At 66.7% G+C, this 22,205-nt stretch carries 17 protein-coding genes; 9 read left to right on the top strand and 8 right to left on the bottom strand.

From position 1 onward, the window contains the following. The first annotated feature begins 37 nt into the window (after window positions 1–37). The 3 genes from ACODSD_RS16905 to ACODSD_RS16895 all read left to right on the top strand — a co-directional run bounded on the left by ACODSD_RS16905 (window position 38) and on the right by ACODSD_RS16895 (window position 4,333). Window positions 38–1,420, top strand: coding sequence for an APC family permease (locus ACODSD_RS16905; protein ID WP_488877886.1), 1,383 nt, complete (start codon window positions 38–40; stop codon window positions 1,418–1,420). Window positions 1,421–1,571: 151 nt separating this feature from the next. Further along, window positions 1,572–3,359, top strand: coding sequence for an aminopeptidase P family protein (locus tag ACODSD_RS16900; protein WP_488877909.1), 1,788 nt, complete (start codon window positions 1,572–1,574; stop codon window positions 3,357–3,359). Window positions 3,360–3,400: 41 nt separating this feature from the next. Continuing rightward, window positions 3,401–4,333 carry a LysR family transcriptional regulator gene (locus ACODSD_RS16895; RefSeq protein ID WP_227103577.1) on the top strand — a complete coding sequence of 311 codons (933 nt, stop codon included), beginning with the start codon at window positions 3,401–3,403 and terminating at the stop codon, window positions 4,331–4,333. A gap of 207 nt (window positions 4,334–4,540) precedes the next feature. Here ACODSD_RS16895 and ACODSD_RS16890 read toward each other — a convergent pair whose 3' ends face one another. From ACODSD_RS16890 to ACODSD_RS16865, 6 genes are all read right to left on the bottom strand, one after another. Next, a complete protein-coding gene (locus ACODSD_RS16890) occupies window positions 4,541–5,512 on the bottom strand; it encodes a polysaccharide deacetylase family protein (RefSeq protein ID WP_488877885.1) in 972 nt (323 codons plus the stop codon). A gap of 30 nt (window positions 5,513–5,542) precedes the next feature. After that, on the bottom strand, window positions 5,543–6,250 hold the full coding sequence (locus tag ACODSD_RS16885; RefSeq protein ID WP_488877884.1) for an SDR family oxidoreductase: 708 nt from the start codon (window positions 6,248–6,250) through the stop codon (window positions 5,543–5,545). Further along, window positions 6,247–6,771 (bottom strand): ester cyclase, encoded by a 525-nt coding sequence (locus tag ACODSD_RS16880; protein WP_081544511.1) that lies wholly within the window; start codon window positions 6,769–6,771, stop codon window positions 6,247–6,249. The genes ACODSD_RS16885 and ACODSD_RS16880 overlap by 4 nt, the downstream gene beginning before the upstream one ends. A 328-nt stretch (window positions 6,772–7,099) precedes the next feature. Continuing rightward, on the bottom strand, window positions 7,100–8,542 hold the full coding sequence (gene tldD / locus ACODSD_RS16875; RefSeq protein ID WP_107798766.1) for a metalloprotease TldD: 1,443 nt from the start codon (window positions 8,540–8,542) through the stop codon (window positions 7,100–7,102). Window positions 8,543–8,556: 14 nt separating this feature from the next. Then, on the bottom strand, window positions 8,557–9,366 hold the full coding sequence (locus tag ACODSD_RS16870) for a carbon-nitrogen hydrolase family protein (RefSeq protein ID WP_488877883.1): 810 nt from the start codon (window positions 9,364–9,366) through the stop codon (window positions 8,557–8,559). Continuing rightward, window positions 9,363–13,235: a YhdP family protein gene (locus ACODSD_RS16865; protein ID WP_488877882.1), complete on the bottom strand. Its 3,873-nt coding sequence runs from the start codon at window positions 13,233–13,235 to the stop codon at window positions 9,363–9,365. The genes ACODSD_RS16870 and ACODSD_RS16865 overlap by 4 nt, the downstream gene beginning before the upstream one ends. Window positions 13,236–13,292: 57 nt before the next feature. On the opposite strand from ACODSD_RS16865, the gene glnE reads away from it, so the two are divergent. The 6 genes from glnE (at window position 13,293) to ACODSD_RS16835 (ending at window position 19,888) form a co-directional block, all read left to right on the top strand. Beyond that, complete coding sequence (gene glnE, locus ACODSD_RS16860) at window positions 13,293–15,983, top strand: bifunctional [glutamate--ammonia ligase]-adenylyl-L-tyrosine phosphorylase/[glutamate--ammonia-ligase] adenylyltransferase (RefSeq protein WP_488877881.1); 2,691 nt, start codon at window positions 13,293–13,295, stop codon at window positions 15,981–15,983. Between the two features lie 244 nt (window positions 15,984–16,227). Further along, window positions 16,228–17,151, top strand: coding sequence for a branched-chain amino acid transaminase (locus ACODSD_RS16855; protein WP_107798762.1), 924 nt, complete (start codon window positions 16,228–16,230; stop codon window positions 17,149–17,151). A 43-nt stretch (window positions 17,152–17,194) separates the two neighbouring features. Beyond that, window positions 17,195–17,395 carry a zinc-finger domain-containing protein gene (locus ACODSD_RS16850; protein WP_019104039.1) on the top strand — a complete coding sequence of 67 codons (201 nt, stop codon included), beginning with the start codon at window positions 17,195–17,197 and terminating at the stop codon, window positions 17,393–17,395. 130 nt (window positions 17,396–17,525) lie between these two features. After that, on the top strand, window positions 17,526–18,563 hold the full coding sequence (waaF, locus tag ACODSD_RS16845; protein WP_107798761.1) for a lipopolysaccharide heptosyltransferase II: 1,038 nt from the start codon (window positions 17,526–17,528) through the stop codon (window positions 18,561–18,563). Then, entirely contained in the window at window positions 18,563–19,156 is a 594-nt protein-coding gene (locus tag ACODSD_RS16840; protein ID WP_107798760.1) for a TetR/AcrR family transcriptional regulator, read from the top strand. Before waaF ends, ACODSD_RS16840 begins: the two co-directional genes overlap by 1 nt. Window positions 19,157–19,279: 123 nt before the next feature. Further along, complete coding sequence (locus ACODSD_RS16835) at window positions 19,280–19,888, top strand: hypothetical protein (RefSeq protein ID WP_488877880.1); 609 nt, start codon at window positions 19,280–19,282, stop codon at window positions 19,886–19,888. A gap of 105 nt (window positions 19,889–19,993) precedes the next feature. On the opposite strand, the gene ACODSD_RS16830 is transcribed toward ACODSD_RS16835, so the two are convergent. Next, complete coding sequence (locus ACODSD_RS16830) at window positions 19,994–20,554, bottom strand: cob(I)yrinic acid a,c-diamide adenosyltransferase (RefSeq protein ID WP_107798758.1); 561 nt, start codon at window positions 20,552–20,554, stop codon at window positions 19,994–19,996. After that, on the bottom strand, window positions 20,547–22,205 hold a 1,659-nt coding region (locus ACODSD_RS16825; RefSeq protein ID WP_488877879.1), incomplete at its 5' end, for a hypothetical protein. The genes ACODSD_RS16830 and ACODSD_RS16825, both read right to left, overlap by 8 nt.

Raw genomic sequence — 22,205 nt, 5'->3', positions numbered from 1 at the left:
GTGCCAAAGCGCTGGCCGACAATAGAGGAGCATCATGATGCCAGGATCCCCCCCGTTCCCCATGACGGCGCCCGCGCAGCCCCTGCCCTACGCCGGATCGCTGCGCCGAGTCTTATCGCTGCCGGCGCTGACCTTGTTTGGCCTGGTCTATATGGTGCCCTTGACCGTATTCACCACCTATGGCGTGGTCACTCAAGTCACCGGCGGCCGCACCGCTTTGGCTTATCTGCTCACCTTGCTGTCCATTTTTTTCACCGCGCTGTCTTACAGCCGCATGGTCGGCCGTTACCCGGTTGCAGGCTCGGCCTATTCTTACGCCCGTAAAAGCTTTGGTCCGATGGCGGGCTTTCTGGCCGGCTGGTCTTTATTGCTCGATTACCTGTTCTTACCGATGATCAATTATCTGGTGATCGGCATCTACCTGCATCAAAGCTTTCCTCAAGTGCCGGCCTGGGGCTTTATCGTGACCATGATCGCGCTGGTCACGGTGTTTAATGTGCTGGGCATTCAATCGGTGTCGCGTTTCGGCAATGTGCTGGTGGCCGCTCAACTCGTCTTTGTTCTGGTGTTTGTCGCGCTGGCCGCCCGGCAGATCATGACTCAGACCAGCGTGGATCTGCTGGCCCCGTGGCAGGGGGACGGCAGCGCCATCGGCATGGCTCCGGTGCTGGCCGGCGCGGCCATTCTGTGTTTGTCCTTTCTGGGCTTTGACGCGGTGTCCACTTTGGCGGAAGAGGCGCGGGAACCGCATCGCGACATCCCGCGGGCCATCATCATCACGACAATAGGAGCGGGGCTGCTGTTCATCCTGCTGGCGGCCATCAGCCAGCTGGCTTTCCCCGGCAGCCGGTTCCAGCATGCGGATTCCGCCGCCAATGAGGTGATGCAGCGCATCGCCGGCCCCTATTTCGTCAGTTTTTTCACCGCCAGCTATGTGGCCGGGGCTTTTGGATCGGCGCTGGCCTCCCAAGCCTCGGTCTCGCGCATTCTGTACAGCATGGGCAGGGATCGCGTCTTGCCGCACCGGGTCTTCGCCGGCCTGTCGCAACGCTTCAACACCCCGATCTGGTCGATACTGGTGGTATCCCTCTGTTCCCTGCTGGCGCTGGTGATGGATTTGGCCACCCTGGCCTCCCTGATCAGTTTCGGCGCGCTGGTGGCGTTCTCGGTGGTGAATCTGGCGGTGATCAAAACCTATCTGCTGGACGGCAAGCCGCATCCGTTCAGCGCCTGGCTGCGTTATGGCTTGCCTGCGGCGGTTGGATTTGCCCTGACGCTATGGCTATGGACCAGCCTATCGGCGCTCACCCTGCAAATCGGCCTGGCCTGGCTGGCCGCGGGCATGGCGTATTTGCTGTGCCTGACGCGCGGCCTGCGCAAAGCCGTGCCCACGGTTCAATTCGACGACAGCGGGTCTTGAACGGGGGCGGGCGTCCGACGCCCGCGCCCCCAGCCAAAATGACATGGCAATCATCAGCTATGCTCATACTCTTGCGCCCCGGTTTCATTAGCCACAGAATGCATGGCATACATCCCCCGGAGCCGGCATGAACACCCTCGCAACCCCGCAATTGGACACCATTCCGCAACGCATCGCCTCTTTGCGCGCCGCCATGAAGAACGCCGGCGTCGACGCCTGTCTGGTGCCCTCCTCGGACCCGCATCTGTCGGAATACCTGCCGGCGCGCTGGCAGGCCCGCCAATGGCTGTCCGGCTTCACCGGCTCCATGGGCACGCTGATCGTCACCCGCGACTTCGCCGGCGTCTGGGCCGACAGCCGCTACTGGGTGCAAGCGGAAGCCGAATTGGCCGGCAGCGGCATCCAGCTGGTCAAGATCGTCAGCGCCGCCAGCGCCGACCACCTGGGCTGGATCGCCAAGACCCTGAGCGCCGGCCAAACGCTGGCGGTGGACGGCGACTCGCTGGGCCTGGCCGCGGCCAAGGCGCTGCAAGCCGCGCTGGAACAGGCAGGAGCCCGCTTGCGCACCGATCTGGACCTGATAGACGCCATCGACCCGCAGCGCCCGCCGCTGCCGGACGAGCCGGTCTATCAACATGAACCGGCCTTCGCGCCGCAAAGCCGCGCCGACAAGCTGGCGCGCTTGCGCGCCGCCATGGACGAGGCCGGCGCCGACTGGCACTTCCTGTCCACGCTGGACGACATCGCCTGGAGCTTCAATCTGCGCGGCAGCGACGTCAACTACAATCCGGTCTTCATCAGCCACGCGTTGCTGAGCCGGCGGCAGGCCACCCTCTTCGTCGGCGAAGGCAAGGTTTCCGCCGAGCTGCGCGCCCAACTGGCGGCCGACGGCGTCGAAGTGCGGCCTTACGCCCAGGCCAAGCCGGCGCTCGCCGCCTTGCCGGCCGGCGCCAGCCTGCTGCTGGACCCGCGCCGCGTGACCCTGGGCCTGCGCCAGGCGGTCAACCCGGCCGCCCGCGTGATCGAGGCGATCAATCCCAGCACCCTGTTCAAGTCCTGCAAGACGGAGGAAGAGGCCGCCCACATCCGCGGCGCGATGGAACAGGACGGCGCGGCCCTGTGCGAGTTCTTCGCCTGGTTTGAAGGCGAGGTCAACCGCAGCCGCGTCACCGAGCTGACCATAGACGAGGAAATCACCGCCGCGCGCGCGCGCCGGCCCGGCTTCGTGTCGCCCAGCTTCGGCACCATCGCCGGCTTCAACGCCAACGGCGCGCTGCCGCACTACCACGCCACCGAAGCCGCCCACAGCGAGATCAAGGGCGACGGCCTGCTGCTGATAGACTCCGGCGGCCAATACCTGGGCGGCACCACCGACATCACCCGCGTGGTGGCGGTCGGCGCGCCGTCCGCCGAGCAGAAGCGCGACTTCACCCTGGTGCTGAAAGGCACCATAGGCCTGTCCATGGCCCATTTCCCGCGCGGCACCCTGTCGCCGATGCTGGACGCGCTGGCGCGCGCGCCGCTGTGGCAGCAGGACATCGACTTCGGCCACGGCACCGGCCACGGCGTCGGCTACTTCCTCAATGTGCACGAAGGCCCGCAGAGCATTTCCCGCGCGGTGCCGGACGCCAATATGGCGATGCAGGAAGGCATGGTCACCTCGATTGAGCCCGGCGTCTACCGCCCGGGCCGCTGGGGCGTGCGCATCGAGAACCTGGTGCTGAACGTGGCCTCGTCGCAGAACGAATTCGGCGACTTCCTGCACTTCGAAACCCTGACCCTGTGCCCCATCGACACCCGCTGCCTGGACTTCAACCTGCTGTCCCGCGCCGAGGTGGACTGGCTGAACCAGTACCACGCCGAGGTGCGCGCGCGCTTGCTGCCGCTGGTGGACGGCGCGGCGCGCGAATGGCTGCTGGCCAATACCGAAACCATTTAAACCTCTCCCCGCCCGGGCGCTGCCGCGCCCGGGCCACGCTCATGCTCGATCGACTCAACGACCTACGCCTCTTCCTCGACGCCGCCCAGCTGGGCAGCTTCTCCGCCGCCGGCCGCAAGCAAGGCCTGTCCCCCGCCGCCGCCAGCGCCTGCATCCAGCGGCTGGAAGCGGCGCTGGACAGCCGGCTGTTCCAGCGCACCACCCGCCAGCTGCGGCTGACCGAGGCCGGCGAAGTCTTCCGCGACCACTGCCAGCGCGCGCTGGACACCCTGCAGCAAGGCCAGGACCGGCTGCAGCGCGAGCAGCGCGAACTCAGCGGCCTGATCCGGCTGTCGGCGCCGTCGGACCTGGGCCGCCACGCCTTGCTGGACTGCCTGGACGAATTCCGCCGCCTGCACCCGGCGGTGCATTTCGCCTTGCAGCTGGACGACACCCCGGCCGATTTGATCGGCGAGGACATCGACATCGCCATCCGCTACGGCCAGCCGGCGGACAGCAGCCTGATCGCGCGCGAACTGGCCGCCAGCCGCCGCGTGGTTTGCGCCGCGCCGGCGCTGCTGGCGCGCACCGGCATGCCCAGCCATCCGCGGCAGCTGGCCGAGCTGCCGACGCTGACCCTGGTCACCGGCGACGGGCCGATGCATGAATGGCCTTACCGCGAGCACGGCCAGCGCCGCGCGCTGCGGCTGGAGCGCGCGCAGCAGAGCAACGACGGCGAGGTGATCCGCCGCTGGGCGCTGCAAGGCCAGGGCTTCGCCTACAAATCGCTGCTGGACATCGCCGACGATCTGCGCCAGGGCCGCCTGCTCACGGTGCTGGACGAATACTTCACCGACAGCGCGCCGCTGCACCTGCTCTACCCCGGCCAGCGCGGCCAGCCGCTGCGCATTCGTCGGCTGATCGATTTCCTGCGCGAGCGGCTGTCGACGCTGCCGGCCACCGCCCTGCTGCCGGAGGCCGGCGCCCAATTGTAAGAACCTGTTTACGATCTGCTGCGCGTCGGCGATACGGCGTTGAAAACGCTTTCAGAATGCTCATGTAACACCTGTACATTCCGCTTCTTCAACCGTTTTCGCCTTGTCTCGCCTTAGCTCGCGAGATCGTAAACAGGCTCTAAGAAAACCGCGGCGCGGCCAATGGCCGTCCCGCGGTTGTGGAACGCGACTCAAGACCCAAGGCTCTCAGTCCGCCGGCACCTTGTCCGCCTGCAGCGCGTAGCGCGCGATCTCGTCCTTGCGCATGAAGGCGACGCCGGCATGGCTCTGCGCATAGCGGATGAACTGCTCCAGCGCCTTGACCCGCGCCGGCGAGCCGGAAATGCGGTCGTGGGTGCTGATCGACATCATCCGCCGCCGCGAACCCGCCTCGGCGTAGAGCACGTCGAATTCAGCCTTCAGATCCGACAGATAAGCCTCATTGCTCAGCGCCGGCGAATCGAAACGCACGATGTCGTTGTTGCGCAAGGTATAGGGCACCACCACGAACGGCTTGCCCTTGACCGCCACCGTGAACGGCTCGTCGCGGCTGACGTTGTCGATGTGATAGAGAAAGCCCAGTTGCTGCAGAATGCTCAGGGTATTGGGCGTGCCGCGCAGCCAGAAGGCGTTGAAGCCCACCGGCCGCGTGCCGGTGGCGCGCTCGATGCTGGCGATATTGGCGCTGTAGGCCGCCAGCTCCTGCTCCGGCGTCATCGGGTATTGCGGCTCCCAGGTTTGGCCGTGCGCCGCCGCCTCGTGGCCGCGCGCCACGATCTCGCGCGCCAGCCGCGGGCTGCGGTCCACCGCCTGCCCCACCATGTGCGAAGTCACCTTGACCCCGGTGCGGTCCCACAAGTCCAGCAGCCGCGGAATGCCCTCCTTCACGCCGTAGTCGTACCAGCTTTGCATCGGCAGATCCGCGTACTTGGGGTCCAGCGGCGGAAACGGCCCGCTGGCGCCGCGCTCCGGCTGCGCGCCGGCCTCGAACTGCATGGAAATCGAAATCGCCAGGCGGGCGCCGTTCGGCCAGAAGGCGCCGCCGCTTGTTGAAGTTGTCGTCATCTTGTTGGCTCCTGTCGCCGCCAGCGCCGCGCCGTGCGCCAGCATCAGCGCGGTGCCGCCCGCGGCCGCGCCGGCCAGGAACTGGCGACGATTAATGGGTAGGGTATCGGACATCTCGAGTCCTCTTGTTCGCTTCGGCGCGGCCTACAACAAGGCCCCGCCCTCCACGTCCAGCACTGCGCCGCTGATGAAGCCGTTGGCCATCGCCAACAGATAGGCTTGCGCCAATTCCCGCGGCTGGCCGACGCGGCCGACGGGCAGGCCCTGGCCGATGCGCGCCAGCGTCGCCTGGCGCGCGGCCGAGCCGGCCTCGCCCCACAGCTCGGTGTCCACCACGCCGGGGCTGACCACGTTGACGCGGCGCGGCGCCAGTTCCTTGGCCAGATTCTTGGCCGCCGCCTCCAGCGCGGCGTTGACCGTGCTTTTCAGCAGGCCGCCGCTGGAGAATTTGCGCGCCAGCAGGCCGGAGGTGAAGGTCACCGACGCCCGCTCCGTCAGATAGGGCAAGGCCTCGCGCACCGCCAGCAGGCTGCCGAACAGCTTGACGTCGAAAGTCTGCCGCAAAGCCTCCTCGCTCAACTCGGCCAAGGCCGGCGCGCCGACCCGGGCGCCTGCGGTCAGCACCAAGTGATCGATGCGGCCGATGTCGGCGAAGGCCCGGGCCAATGCCCGGCTGTCCGTCATGTCCGCCTGGATGCCTTCGCGATCCGCCTCGGATTGGGCGCTGCGTCCCAGCACATAGACCCGCGCGCCGGCCGCCGCGGCCGCGTCCGCCACCGCCCGGCCGATGCCGGAGCCGCCGCCCAACACCGCCACGGTCTGGCCGTGGAAAGCAAAATCCCCCGCGCTCATGGCTTCACCACGCCCAGTTGCTGCATCAGGGTCAGATTGTCTTCCAGATGCCAGTTCTCGGCGATGCGGCCGTTCTTGACACGGTACAGGTCGAAGGCCTGGAACTCCACCGGCTGGCCCTGGCCTTGCACGTCGCCGAAGCGGCCGCTGAAATGGCCCTGGAAATGCAGGCGCAGCGCGACGCGGTCGCCGGCCAGCACCATGTCGGTGACGTCCACCTTCAAATCCGGCACCGCGGCGCGGAACTGGCGCGAGGCCTGCAAGGGCCCGGCCACGCCCTGCTGGCGGCCGGCGGGCAGGGTGCGGTCGATGAAGTCGGGGTCCAAGGCCAGTTCGGCGTAACGCGGATCGCCGCTGTTCCAGAACGCCGCGTAACGCAGCGCGGCCAGTTTCACCGCCGCCGTGCTGCCGGCCGGACGGTCCGCCCACACCCGCGCCGGTTGCGGCAGGTTTTCCGCCGCGCCGGCGAAGGCCGCGGTCAAGGCCAGGCCGAAGCCCAGCGCCAAGGTCAAAGCTTTCATCATCGTCTCCCGATTGCGGCGTCGCCAACACGGCGACACCGGACCAGCGCATTGTGTCGCCGCCGAAGGAATTTGATAATTGGCTTTAAATTTGGATGATCTGCTTGTTCAATTTGAAAATAGGCGTAAAAAAAAGCGAAGCTCCAGCGCTTCGCCTTTCTCAAAGAACCTGTTTACGCAGGTTCTTAGAGCCTGTTCACAATCTCGCGAGCAAGAGCGAGACAAGGCAAAAACGAGCGAAAAAGCGGAATGTACACGTGGTACATGAGCATTTTGAGCTTGTTTTTAACGCTGTATCGCCGCAGCGCAGTAGATCGTGAACAGGTTCTTAGCCGCCGGTGCCGCCCACGGTCAGGCCGCCGTCTATGCGCAGCGTGGGCTGGCCCACGCCCACCGGCACGCTCTGGCCTTCCTTGCCGCAGACGCCGACGCCCTGATCCAGCTGCAAATCATTGCCTATCATGCTGACGTAGTTGAGCACGTCCGGCCCGTTGCCTATCAGGGTGGCGCCCTTGACCGGATAGCTGAGCTTGCCGTTTTCGATGCGCCAGGCTTCCGACGCGGAAAACACGAACTTGCCGCTGGTGATGTCCACCTGGCCGCCGCCGAAATTGACCGCGTACAGGCCGTCCTTGACCGAGGCGATGATTTCCTGCGGATCGTGCTGGCCGGCCAGCATATAGGTATTGGTCATCCGCGGCATCGGGATGTGGGCGTAGGACTCGCGGCGGCCGTTGCCGGTGGCGCCCACCTGCATCAGGCGCGAATTCATCGCGTCCTGCATATAACCCTTGAGCACGCCGTCCTCGATCAGCACGGTGCGCTGAGTGGGATTGCCCTCGTCGTCTATCGCCAGCGAGCCGCGGCGCTCTTCCATCACCCCGTCGTCCACCACCGTGACGCCCGGCGCCGCCACCCGCTGGCCGATCTTGCCGGAAAAGGCCGAAGTGCCCTTGCGGTTGAAATCGCCTTCCAGGCCATGGCCTATCGCCTCGTGCAAGAGCACGCCGGGCCAACCCGGCCCCAGCACCACGGTCATCTGGCCCGCCGGCGCCGGCCGCGAATCCAGATTGGTCAGCGCCTGATGCACCGCCTGGCGCGCGTAGCGCTCCAGCACCTCGTCGTCGAAGTAGGCCAGGTCGAAGCGGCCGCCGCCGCCGCTGGAGCCCTGCTCGCGGCGGCCGTTCTGCTCGGCGATCACCATCACCGACAGCCGCACCAGCGGCCGCACGTCGGCGGCGCGCACGCCGTCGTGGCGCGCCACGTAGACCACGTCGTATTCGCTGGCCATGCCGGCCATCACCTGGATCACCCGCGGGTCCTGCGCCCGCGCCATCCGCTCCACTTTTTCCAGCAAGGCCACCTTGGCCGCCGCCTCCAGGCTGTGGCAGGGGTCCAGCGCCGGGTACAGCGGCTTGGGCGCGCGCCGGGTCTGCGCGCCGGCGGAACCGTCTCCGCCCGCCTGGCCGATGGCGCGCACCGCGTCGGCGGAGCGGCTCAGCGCCTCCAGGCTGATGGCGTCGGAATAGGCGAAGGCGGTCTTGTCGCCGGCCACCGCGCGCACGCCCACGCCTTGGTCAATGCTGAAGCTGCCGGACTTGACGATGCCCTCTTCCAGGCTCCAGGCCTCGCTGCGGGTGTATTGAAAATAGAGATCGGCGTAGTCGATGGCGTGGTGGCGCATGCGCGCCAGCGTGGCTTCCAAAGCCGCCTCGTCCAGACCGTAAGGCTTGAGCAGCAGGCTGTCTGCCGCGGAGAAAGCATCTTGCATAGTGTCGGGTTCTTTCACGCGAGTACGCGGTGCGCCAGCGCCGGCAGGCGGGTGCGCACCGACTGGATCAATGTCGGGTCGATTTCGGCGAGGATCACGCCCTCGCCCTTGTCTATTTCGGCCAGCACGCGGCCCCAGGGATCGATGATCATCGAATGCCCGTGGGTCTTGCGGCCGTTGTCGTGTTCTCCGCCCTGCGCCGAGGCCAGCACATAGCTCTGATTCTCTATCGCGCGCGCGCGCAGCAAGGGCTCCCAATGCGCCTCGCCGGTGGTGGCGGTGAAGGCCGCCGGCAAAATCATCAGATCATAGGGCGACAACTGGCGGAACAGTTCAGGGAAACGCAGATCGTAGCAGATGCCGAAGGCCATCTCGGCGAAGCCCAGATCCGCCTTGACCGGCTGTTCGCCCGGACGGATGGTGTTGGATTCGCAATAAGTCTCGCCCAGGCCGGAGAAGCCGAACAAATGGATTTTGTCGTAGCGGGCGCGCACTTCGCCGTCCGGGTCGAACAGCAAGGTGGTGTTCAACACCCGCTGCGGTTCCGGGCTGCGCAAGGGCACGGTGCCGGCCGCCAGCCACACGCCGTTCTCCTGCGCCATCCGCGCCAGCGCGCTCTGGATGGGGCCGTCGCCGTAGGCTTCGCACACGGCCACCTTATCGGTTTCCTGCCGCCCCATCAGGCAAAAATACTCGGGCAAGACCACCAGCCGCGCGCCCTTGCCGGCGGCTTCCGCCACCCAATGCGCGGCGCGCTGCAAATTGGCCGTCACGTCGGAGCCGGACACCATCTGCACCGCCGCCGCCAAAAATGTCTGCTTCATGGTTTTCCCCCTTTGTTCTGCTGTATCGGACCGATCGCCGTGCGCACCACCTTGGGGTCGCGCAAGGAGCCGCTCACTTCGTAATCCACCGACAGGATGCGGCCCACCGGATCGCGCAGCACTTTCTGCGCCGCCAGCGTGGCGATGCCCACCACCGGATTGAGCAGGGCCGCCCCCGCCGCCAGCGCCACGCTTTCCGCCAGCCGCGGCACCACGTGCACTTTCAAGACCTGGCTTTCCTTGCCCAGATCCAGTTCTCCGGAAATCGTCACGTCCGCGCCCGGCCCCTTCATCTCCACCTTGGACGAAGTGAACAGACCGTTGCGGGCCTGCGCCTCGCCCTTCAGGCTGTCGAAGGCGAAGCCGTCGCTGAACACGTCGGTGAAGTCCAGCCGGATGCGGCGCGGCAGCGATTGCAGGCTGAGCGCGCCCAGGAGCTTGACCACGCCCGGGTCCACCTTGGCGAAGCGTCCGTCCTTGAAGTCTAGCGCCAATTCGCCGGATACCTTGGCCAAATCCAGATCGCCCAGGCCGCCGGGCCAATTCAAACGGCCGTTGAGCGTGCCCTGGCCGTTGCGGAAAATCTCGCCCTGACCCAGCCGCGTCAGCAGCTTGCCGGCGTCGCCGACGAGCAATTCGAAGCGGGCGTCGACATTGCCGGCGCCGCGCGCGTCCGAACGCACCGTGGCCTTCAGCGTGCCGTCGTTGGTGGTCAGCCGCAAGGGCGCCATCTGCCAGACGCTGCCGTCGCGGCGCGCCTCCAGCTCCAGCCGGCCCACCGAGCGCCCCTGCAACACCAGCTCGCCGACGCGCACCTTCATCTCCGGCAGCCTGCGGTTCAGCACCGAGGCTTCGCCGCCGGCCGCGGCCTTGGCCTCCGCCGCGCCCTCCTTCTTCTCCGCCGGCAGGCTCAAGGCCAGACGGCTGAGATTGGCCTGCAGCAGGCCGTTGCCTTCCGGCCGATAGCTGGCGTCGCCGCTCATCTCGTTGGAGCGCAGCTGTACGGTCCAGGCCTTGGACAGCTCGCGGTTGCCCAAGCGGGCGTTGACCTTGTGCAGGCTCAGGCCCGGCAACACCAGTTCCGGCGTTTCCAGTTCCAGCTGCAAGGCCGGCAGGGCCGCAGGCTCTCCGCCGCCGCTGGACTGCGCGGCGCCGTCGGCCAGTTTCAGCCAATCGTCCAACACCACCTTGGGCTGCGCCACCCGCACCGCCAGGCCGGACGCCGCCGGCTCGCCCGGCGCGCGGCCCACGCCCAGCGCGCCGGCCTGCAAATCGCCGTGTTCGTTCAAACGCAGGCGGCCGGCTATCATGCCGTCCAGACTGAAGTCCAGGCGCTGGGTCTGGACGCCGCGCATCTGCTGCGGCCGCAGCTGCAGTTGCAGCGGCAAGGCCGCGCCGGCGCTCTTGGCCAGCGGCGGCGGCAAATCGAAGGCGGTGCCTTGCAAGTCCGAACTCACCGCCAGGCTTTCCAAGCCCTGCTTGACGACGAACTGCGCGCGGTAGCCGGACTTGCCCGACACCTGCTCCGCCAGCGCCGGCAGATACTGCTTCAGCACTTGACGCGAATCGGCCTGGCCGGCCAGTTCGAAACGCATGCGCTTGTCTGCGCCGGTGTTGGCCTTCAACTGGAACGGACCGCCGAAGCCGACGAACTGCAGGCCCGGGCTGTCCACGCCGCGTTCGGTAAAGGTCAGCCGGCCGCGCGCCTTGCTCAGCGGCGGAATCGGCAGGGATTTGAAGCGCAGCGCGTTGTCGGCGAAGCGGATGTCGCCGCGCACCGTCACGCCCTGTTCGCCGGCCAGCGGTATCCCCAGTTTCAAGTCCAGGCTGGCGTCGCCGCCGGCTTCGATCTGGCCGGTGAAACCGTCCAGCCAGCCGTCCACTGGGCTTTGCGTGGTGAAGGCCAGCATGCGCTGCAGACGGTCGGCCGCGCGGCCCTCCACCGTCAGCATGGGCACGTCGGCGCCCAGATTGTCTATCACCGCCTTGACGCCGCTCAGCGGTACGCCCACGGTGACGGCGCGGCGCGCGTTCACCTCCATCCGTTCGTTGCGGAACAGCAATTGGGCGTCGATGTCGTCGATGCGCGGCCAGCCGGACTGATAGCTGAGACGCGCGCGCTCCACCTCGGCCTCCACCAGAAACTCGCCGCCCTTGCCGCCGGCAAAGGGGAACTGCTCCAGATCGCCGCGCAGCTTCATCGTCGCCTGGCGCAGCTGCCCGCCCTGCAAGGCCTGGCGCAGCCAGCGCAAAGTGTGCTCGCCCACCTCGTGCGGCAGATACTCCGCCACCCTGGCCGCCGGCACTCCGGCGATGCTGGCGCGCAGATCGGCTACGCCGGCCCCGGCGCCCTGATGCCGATAACTGCCTTGCAGGCTGCCGGACAAATCGGCGTTGGAGAAGGCGGCCTGGCGGAAGTCCAAGACCACCGCCTGCCCTTCCCGCCGCCAGCCCACGTCGGCGGTCAGCTTGTCGAAATTCAACGGCGCGACAAAAACCGATGGATAGCTGACCTGGGACTTGCCGGTGTCCAGCTGCAGGCGGCCGCCTTTTTCGTCGAAGCTGATCGCGCCGCTGACGCCGGACACGCCGGGCAGCTCCCCGAACGGCTGCCAGGCCAGCTTTTCAAAACGGGATTTGAGTTTGAAGGCCTTGGGCGCTTCCAACGCGCCCTTCCAGCTGACGGTCAGGTCGCGCAGCGCGCCGCTGGGCGAGAAACGCGCGAACAGCGGGTTGCGGTCGGCGCCCAGCGCGTGGATGAAGGGGGTCAGGTGGCTGAGGTCCACATTGTCCAGCGTCAGTTGGCCGAAGCCTTGCTCGCCGTAACGCCACTCGCCGTCGATATTGGAATTGTCGAAAGCCAGGCCGCTGGCGCTGGCCAGGCTCAGCCGGCTGGCCTTGACCTTATAGCTGCCGCTGAGCTGGCGCGTCAGCTGCAACTCGCCCTGCAGCCGCGGCAGCACCAGTTCGTGGGAATCCGGCGGCGTGTAGGCGGCGTCGTGGACGTTGACGCTGGCTTTCAAGGCGTCGATGGCGCCGTCGGAGAAGGACATCTCCACCGTGCCGCTGCCCTCGCCGCTGCGCAGCATGCCCAGTTGTTGCAGATAACGCGTCCACGACCCCACCTTGGCGCCGTCCAGCGCCACCTTGAGCGAGCCCGACCACTGCTGCCAGGCGGCGATGTCGTCGCCGCGCCAGGACGCCGTCAGATCGAAGCCCTTGCCCAAGGACGCCGCCGGCTGGCCGGACAGCTTCAGGCCGTGGCCGAACAGGCCGGCGCTCAGCTTGAGCTGGCCCTGGCTCAGATCCAGCCGCGGCAGGCCCAGCAATTCGTCCTGCCAGCTCAGCCGCGCGTCGCTGATCTCCAGGCTGGGCTGGCGCAGCAGCCAATTGCCCAGGCCGCTGTCGGCGGAGCCGGAACTCAGATCGAAGCCGTTCAGATAGATCACGCCCTGGCGCGAGCGCAGCAGCTCCACAGTCGGGCCCTTGACCACCACGCTGGCCAGCCGCGGCTCCAGCGCCAGCAAGGAACGCCACGACGGCTCCAGCGACACCTGACGCAAGGTCAGCGCCTTGCCGTCCTGCGGATTGGCGATGGTGACGCCGCCCAGCTCGAAACGCGGCCCCACGGTCAGCCATTCGCCGGACAAGGCCGCCACCTGCACCGGCCGCCCCAGCGACTGGCTCAGATAACGCTCCAGCGGCTGGCGAAACTGGTTCAGATTGGGCAGTACCCAGAAAGTGAACGCGCAAAAGGCCGCCAGCAGCAGCGTCAAGGCGGCGGCGGCGGCCATTCCCAACAGCGCACAGGTCCGTTTCAGGACCTTGATCACATGGATATGGGACAGAACGGAGAAGAGCTTTTCCAAATGCGGCAAACCGTTACAATGTGGCCATCAAGAATTGACATGCCGTAGAGGCCTATTATGCCAGCAAACACGGCCGCTGCCATTGCCCGCAGCCGCGAGTTCTCTCACTATCTGCAGCGTCTGCTGACCGCCCGCCCCGAAGAATTGGAGCGGCTGCAAGCCAGGCTAGGCCGGCCTTTCGACGCGGCGGAGATGGAAGCCTTCGCCGACTGGCGGGCGCTGAGCGACGCCGAGGGGCTGGCGCCGGCGCTGCGGCGGCTGCGCCAGGCGGTGGTGGCGCGGCTGATCTGCCGCGATCTCAACGGCCTGGCGGATCTGGGCGAGGTGGTGTCCACCGTCAGCGCGCTGGCCGATTTCGCCGTCGAACGGACGCTGGCCTGCGCCCGCGCCGGCCTCGCCCACTACGGCCAGCCGATAGGCGAGGACAGCGGCGAGGTCCAGCAATTGATCGTCATCGGCATGGGCAAGCTGGGCGGCGGCGAGCTCAACGTCAGTTCCGACATCGACCTGATCTTCGTCTACCCGGAAAGCGGCGACACCGACGGCGCCGCCCATGGCGGCCGCGCCATCAGCAACCACGAATACTTCACCCAGGTGGGCAAGAAGCTGATCGCCCTGCTCAACGACGTCACCGCCGACGGCCAGGTGTTCCGCGTCGACATGCGGCTGCGGCCCTACGGCGACTCCGGCCCGCTGGCGATGAGCTTCGCCGCCTTGGAAAACTATCTGCTGAGCCAGGGCCGGGAATGGGAGCGCTACGCCTGGATCAAGGCCAGGCCGCTCAGCGGCGACGCGGCGGCGCTGGCCGACACGGCGCGCCCCTTCGTCTACCGCAAATACCTGGACTACAGCGCCTACGGCGCGATGCGCGAACTGCACGCGCAGATCCGCCGCGAAGTGGCCCGCCGCGACATGGCCGACAACATCAAGCTGGGCCCCGGCGGCATCCGCGAAGTGGAATTCATCGCCCAGGTCTTCCAGCTGATACGCGGCGGCCGCGACCGCAGCCTGCAACTGCGCGGCACCCGCGAAACCTTGCGCCGGCTGGGCGAACTGCGGCTGCTGGAACCCGCCGCCGTCGCCGAACTGCAGGAAGCCTACGCCTTCCTGCGCAATCTGGAACACCGGCTGCAATATCTGGACGATCAACAGACCCAGACCCTGCCCGCCGCCGCGGACAACCGCGCCCGCATCGCCGCCGCCATGGGCTGCGCCGACTGGGAGCAGTTCATGAACCGGCTCAACCAGCAGCGCCGCAAAGTCACCCGCCACTTCGAACAAGTGTTCATCCTGCCCACCGAGGGCGCCGCCGATCATCCGCTCACCGAACTCTGGAGCGACATCGCCGAGGAATTGCCGGTGGAGAAGCTGCGCCAGCTGGGCTTCGCCGAACCGGAACAAGTGGCTCGCCAGCTGCAAAGCCTGGCCCAGGGGCAGCGCTACCAGCAGATGCCGCTGAACGGCCGCAAGCAGTTCGATCAATTGATGCCGGCGCTGATCGAAGTCGCCTCCCGCTTCGACAACGCCGACGCCACGCTGACCCGCATCATCGCCTTGATGGAAGCGATCAGCCGCCGCGCCTCCTACCTGGCGCTGCTGACCGAATACCCGCAGACCCTGCAACGGCTGGCCTCGCTCTACTCGTCCAGCGCCTGGGTTTCTGGCTATCTGACCCGCCACCCGATACTGCTGGACGAGCTATTGGACGCGCGCGTGCTCTACGCCACGCCGGACTGGCCGCAACTGGCGGAACAACTGGAACAGCAGCTGAGCCAGGCCGACGGCGACGTGGAGGCCAAGATGGACGCGCTGCGCCACTTCCAGCACGCGCAATCCTTCCGCCTGGTGGCGCAGGACCTGGCCGGCATGTGGACGGTGGAGGCGCTGTCCGATCAACTGTCGCTGCTGGCCGACATCGTGCTGGCGGCCACGCTGCGCCACGCCTGGCTGGACATCCCCAGCCGCCACTGCGACACGCCGCGTTTCGCCATCATCGGCTACGGCAAGCTGGGCGGCAAAGAGCTGGGCTACGCCTCGGACCTGGACCTGATCTTCCTCTACGACGACGAGCACCCGGACGCCGCCGAACTCTATTCGCGGCTGGCGCGCAAAATGTCCACCTGGCTGACCAGCGCCACCGCCGCCGGCGTGCTCTACGACATCGACCTGCGGCTGCGCCCCAACGGCGCCAGCGGCCTGCTGGTCAGCTCGGTCAACGCCTTCCGCCAATACCAGGAGCAACAGGCCTGGGTCTGGGAACACCAGGCGCTGACCCGCGCCCGCTACGTGGCCGGCGACGCCGAAGTCGGCGTCCAGTTCGAACAGGAACGCCACGCCATCCTGACCCGTCGGCGCGAGCCGGCCGTGTTGCGAGACGAGGTGCTGGCGATGCGCCAGCGCATGCTGGACAGCCACCCCGCCCGCGACGAAGACCCCAAAAACGCGCGCGGCGGCATCATAGACATCGAATTCCTGGTCCAATACCTGATCCTGGCCCACGCCCACGCGCTGCCGGCGCTGACCGCCAACGCCGGCAATATCGCGCTGCTGGCCACCGCCGCCGAGGCCGGGCTGATCCCCGCCTCCGACGCCGAAGCCGCGCGCAACGCCTACCGCCACTACCGCCGGCTGCAACACGCCGCCCGGCTCAACGAAAAGCAGACCGTGACGCCGGACGCCGCCTTGCTGGAGGACTATCGCCAGTGCCGCGCGCTATGGCAGCGGGTATTCGAGCAAGCGCTCAAATAACGGTTCACAGCGTCATGAGGGCGAGATAAACTCATTGGATAAGAACCTAGTTCAAAGTCTGCTGCGCTTCAGCGATACGGCGTTGAAAACCAGCTCAAAATGCTCATGTACCACGAGTACATTCCGCTTTTTCGCTCGTTTTCGCCTTGTCTCGCCCTTGCTCGCGAGACTTTGAAAAGGTTCTGAGGTCGGACAAGATCCGGCCCCATCCCAAAGCGAAAACACAATATTGGAGAACACCAAGATGTCGATGGCTGATCGTGACGGAAAAATCTGGTATGACGGCGAAATGGTGGACTGGCGCGACGCCACCACCCACGTGCTGACCCACACCCTGCACTACGGCATGGGCGTGTTCGAAGGCGTGCGCGCTTACGAAACCCCCAAGGGTCCGGCCATCTTCCGTCTGGAAGACCATACCGCGCGGCTGTTCCGCTCCGCCAAGATCCTGGGCATGGCGCTGCCGTTCACGCCGGAACAGATCAGCCAGGCCCATCTGGACGTGGTCAAGGCCAACGGCCTGAAATCCTGCTATTTCCGCCCGATGGCCTTCTACGGCTCCGGCAAGCTGGGCGTGGCGCCGCTGAAGAACGACGTGCGCGTGATCGTGGCCGCCTGGCCCTGGGGCGCCTATCTGGGCGACGAAGGCCTGGAAAAAGGCATACGCGTGAAGACCTCCTCCTTCACCCGCCACCACGTCAACATCACCATGTGCAAGGCCAAGGCCAACGGCAACTACATGAACTCCATCCTGGCCAACAACGAAGCCACCGCCGACGGCTACGACGAGGCGCTGCTGCTGGACGTGGACGGTTTCGTGGCGGAAGGTTCCGGCGAAAACATCTTCATCATCCGCAAGGGCAAGCTGTACACTCCGGACCTGACCAGCGCGCTGGAAGGCATCACTCGCGACACCGTGGTGCAGATCTCCAAGGAAATGGGCCTGGAACTGATAGAAAAGCGCATCACCCGCGACGAGGTCTACAGCGCGGACGAAGCCTTCTTCACCGGCACCGCCGCCGAAGTGACCCCGATCCGCGAACTCGACAGACGCGCGATCGGCGACGGCAATCGTGGTACCATCACCGCCGAAATCCAGAAGCGCTACTTCGACATCGTCAAAGGACTGGATGCCGAACACCAGCACTGGCTGACCTACGTCAACTAAGCAAGACGAGCCGCCCGCGCGGCGGCTCCGCAAGGAATACAGAATGGCTGAACAGAAAGAAAACACTCAACGCGTGATCGAAGTCACCCAGCACGACCTGCCGCTGCATTGCCCGATGCCGGACATGGTGTCCTGGAACTCCCACCCGCGCGTGTTCCTGCCCGTGCACAAGACCGGCGAAGCGCTGTGCCCCTATTGCGGCACCCGCTACAAGCTGAACGGCCCGGCAGGCGGCCACCACTGAGACCGGCTCCGCGCCGGCAACGCAGCTAAGGTGTGGCGCGAGCCGCACCTTTTTTGCTTGCCGGCCCGCCTCGTCTGCAAACCCAAGCCGGGCCGCGCCCCGGTTTCGGTTTGCAATCGGAACATCTGCAATGAAGAAGAAAATCCTCGTCATCGGCCCTTCCTGGGTCGGCGACAGCGTCATGGCGCAACCGCTGTACCAAAGACTGCACCAACGCCACCCCGATCTGGAGCTGCACGTGTTCGCGCCGGCCTGGACCCTGCCCTTGCTGGCGCGGATGCCGGAAGTGGCCAAGGCTCATCTCAACCCCTTCGGCCACGGCGCGCTGCGCCTGGGCGAGCGCTGGAAAGTGGCGCGCCAGCTGGCCGCCGAACGCTTCGATCAAGCCATCGTGCTGCCCAACTCGCTGAAATCCGCCTTGATTCCGCTGTTCGCCGGCATCCCGCTGCGCACCGGCTTCCTCGGAGAATCGCGCTACTGGATTCTCAACGACGCGCGCGAACTGGACGAGCAGGCGCTGCCGATGATGGTGGAACGCTTTTGCGCGCTGGCCGAAGACAAGGGCGAGCCGCTGCCGCGGCCGCTCAGCCATCCGCGGCTGGCGCTCACCGACGCCAGCCAGCGGGCGGCGCTAGACAAGCTGCAACTGGACGCCGGCCGGCCCGCGGTCGCCTTCTGCCCCGGCGCCGAGTACGGCCCGGCCAAGCGCTGGCCGGCCCGGCACTTCGCCGAACTGGCGCGCCGCTTCGACGCCGCCGGCTACGCAGTGTGGCTGTTCGGCTCCGGCAAGGACCGCGAAGTGGGCGACGACATCAGCCGCCTGTCCGGCGGCCTGGCCGTCAACCTCTGCGGCGCCACCGGCCTGGAAGAAGCGATAGACCTGATAGGCTTGACCCGGCTCGCCGTCTGCAACGATTCCGGCCTGATGCACGTGGCCGCGGCGCTGGACAAGCCGCTGGTGGCGCTGTACGGCTCCTCCAGCCCCGACTTCACGCCGCCCTTGTCGACGCGGGCCGCCATCGTCTCCCTCAACCTGGATTGCAGCCCCTGTTTCGAACGGACCTGTCCGTACGGCCATACCGATTGCCTGGAAAAAATGGAGCCGGAACGGGTCTGGCAAGCCGCGCTTCCGCTGCTGCCCGCCCACTCCCAAGAAAAAACACAATAATGAGCACAGACAACACCGCACCCGTCGAAGAAAACAGCCGCCGCATGGAGCTGATCCGCGCCGCGGCGATACTGTTCCGCGACCAGGGCTACGAGCGCACCACGGTGCGCGACCTGGGCAACGCGGTCGGCATGCAGTCCGGCAGCCTGTTCTACCACTTCCGCACCAAGGAGGAAATCCTGGTCGCGGTGATGGCGCTGGGCATCACCAGCACCACCGAACAGCTGAAGCGCGCGCTGGACGCGGCCGGATCGCCGCGGGCCAAGCTGGCCGCGCTGTTCCGCGTCCACCTCAATTCGCTGCTGGGAGACAATCAGGCGGCGCTGGAAGTGATGCTCTACGAATGGCGCAGCGTGTCCGCCGCCGCCCGGCCCGGCCTGATCGTGTTGCGTGACCGCTACGAAGCGCTGTGGCAGCAAGCGCTGGACGAAGCCGCCGCCGCCGGCCTAGTCAAGCCCGACACCGCGCTGCTGCGCCGCACCCTGCTGGGCAGCCTGCACTGGTCGGTGCAGTGGTACCGCTCCCAAGGGCCGCTGAGCGTGGATCAATTGGCCGAACGCATGCTGGAATTGGTATTACTGCCACAAATCTGACCTTTAGGCCTGAAAAAATTCGGCAATCCGGTAAAAAAGATTCTAGAATCAGCGATATAGGGCACCTGGGCTCTATACCGTCCTGCGCGACGGCAACGGCACCCACGGTTTGGAGAGAGCGATATGGCAAGCACCGGCAGCATAGGCAGCCTCAACTCTCTGCAGCAATTGCAATCGCTGCAGAACACGCGGCCTGAGCAAAAGACGCTGGAAGAACCGCGGTCCGCCACTCCTGCGGTTTCCCAGCAAAACGTCAGCCAGGCCGCGGTCCGGCAGAACCCCGACACCGCGCGGGTCGAACAGCAGCTGCAACGCCAGCTGAACACCGCGCAGACCAATGCCGCGCAAACCCGCAACGGCGAGCAGCAAAGGGTCAGCCAGGAACAGGCGCAAACCGCCGCCCTGGCCAGCTCCGCCGCGCCGGCCGCCGCGGCCAACGACACCCCGCGGGCTCAGCAGCGCGCGGCGGAAGCGGCCAGCACCAATCGCGCCGCCAGCGCCCCGCCGGCGACGCCGCCGCGCCCGAACACGGTGCCGGCGGCCAATGAGCAGCAAGCCGCCAACAATCAGGCGGAACAGCAGACCAATCAGACCAACAACAACGCGAACAACGCGGTGGCCCGTTCCCAACAGCAGAACGCCAGCGGCCAGCTGGCGGTCACCCAGTACCAGACCACCCAGTCCCTGCTGCAGAACAGCACCTACCGTCCGCGGGTTTCGGAAGTGGCCTGAGGCCTCCTCACTGAAAAAAACGGCAATCCATGCGGATTGCCGTTTTTCTTGCTGGATCGCCGCTCGGACCATCCCGCCGACGCGCCGCAGACATCAAACAGCCTCTCAGGCCTCTCCGGTTTTGCGCCCCGGTCGCCACAGCACGTCCGGCTCGCCGGCCTGACGGTTCAGATAACGCGACAGCACGAACAGCAGATCGGACAGACGGTTCAGATAGCGGCGCGCGGCGTCGGACACCGTCTCCCGCTGCGCCAGCGCCACCACCGCGCGCTCGGCGCGGCGGCATGCCGAACGCGCCTGGTGCGACAGCGCCGCCGCCCGGCAGCCGCCGGGCAGGATGAACTCCTTCAGCGGCGGCAAATCCTCGTTGAGGAAGGCCACCACGGCCTCCAGCGCCTGCACATGCTCGGCGCCCAAGGCGCTGTAGCCGGGCACCGCCAACTCCGAGCCCAGGTCGAACAAATCGTGCTGCGCCTCGGACAACCAAGTCCTGACCTCGTCCGGCAAGGTCTCCGCCAGCAACACGCCCAGCACCGAGTTCAGCTCGTCCACCTCGCCCAGCGCGCAAATGCGCAAGCTGTCCTTGCCCACCCTGCTGCCGTCGCCCAGGCCGGTGCTGCCGTCGTCGCCGGTGCGGGTGACGATATGCGATAACCTATCACTCATCGCGTTTTCCATCCTTTTCAATCTTGCCCAAAGAATTGATGGTCTGGCGCAAGCTCTCCTTCAAGGCCTCGCCGAACAACATCTCGTAATCCTCCTTGAGCTGATGCATCACGCCGGACAACATCTGCTTGGCCTGCAACTCCAAAGCGTCCTGCAGCCACAAGGACAACTCCACCTTCATCCGCGGCAGCATTTTCTCGTACATGGACTGCAGCAAGGCCTGCTCGTCTATCACCGCCACCGTGCCCGGCGGCGCATTCACCGCCTGAGGCGCCATCATCGCGGCGGCCGCGGCGGCCGAAGCCACCTCGGACACTTTCAAGACTTCCACGCCGCGCGCCGGCGGCGCGTCGGAAACGGCTTCCCGCTCGGGCTCTCCCGACGACGCCGCGCCGGCAGCCAGCGCCAGGCCCGCGGCCGCCAGCGCCCCGGCTCCCGCCGCCAACTCCGCGGCCCCCATCCCATCCGTCTCGGTCTCGGGCTCGGACTCCAGCACTGTCAGTTCGGGAATCTCGCCCTCGGCCAGGGCCAAGGACTCGGGCTCGGCGTCCGCCAAGGGCATGGCCGGCTCGGCCGCTTGCGGCTCCAGCATTTGATCCAATACAGGCTCGGCTACCGCTTCGACTTCCGCCTGCTCGGCAAACTCAGCGTCCAGCTGCGGAACTTCCAACTCGGCGGCTTGCGGCTCCAGCACCTCGTCCAGCACAGGCTCGGCTACCGCTTCAACTTCCGCCGGCTCGGCAAACCCAGCGTCCAGCTGCGGGACTTCCGACTCGGCGGCTTGCGGCTCCAACGCCTCGTCCAGCACCGGCTCGGCCACCGCTTCAACTTCCGCCAGCTCGGCAAACCCAGCGTCCAGCTGCGGGACTTCCAGTTCGGCGGCTTGCGACTCCAGCGCCTCATCCAGCACAGGCGCGGCTGCCGCTTCGACTTCCGCCTGCTCGGCAAACGCAGCGTCCAGATGCGGGGCTTCCAGTTCGGCGGCTTGCGGCTCCAGCGCCTCATCCAGCACAGGCTCGGCTACCGCTTCGGCTTCCGCCGGCTCGGCAAACGCAACGTCCAGCTGCGGGACTTCCGGTTCGGCAGCTTGCGGCTCCAGCACCTCGTCCAGCACCGGCTCGGCCACCGCTTCAACTTCCGCCGACTCGGCGAACACAGCGTCCAGATGCGGGACTTCCAACTCGGCGACTTGCGACTCCAGCACCTCGTCCAGCACAGGCTCGGCTGCCGCTTCGGCTTCCGCCGGCTCGGCAAACCCAGCATCCAGATGCGGGGCTTCCGACTCGGCGACTTGCGGCTCCAGCGCCTCATCCAGCACAGGCGTGGCTACCGCTTCGACTTCCGCCGGCTCGGCAAAACCAGCGTCCAGCTGCGGAACGTCCGACTCGGCCACTTGCGGCTCCAGCGCCTCGTCCAGCACAGGCTCGGCTACCGCTTCGGCTTCCGCCAGCTCGGCAAACCCAGCGTCCAGCTGCGGGACTTCCAACTCGGCGGCTTGCGGCTCCAACGCCTCATCCAGCACAGGCTCGGCTACCGCTTCGGCCTCCGCCAGCTCGGCAAATTCAGCGTCCAGCTGCGGGACTTCCGACTCGGCGGCTTGCGGCTCCAGCGCCTCGTCCAGCACAGGCTCGGCTACCGCTTCGGCTTCCGC

The organism is Chromobacterium sp. FG22 (assembly GCF_057809415.1).
The sequence above is the reverse complement of the archived record's forward strand: the minus strand, read 5'-3'. Positions and strand labels throughout refer to the sequence as shown.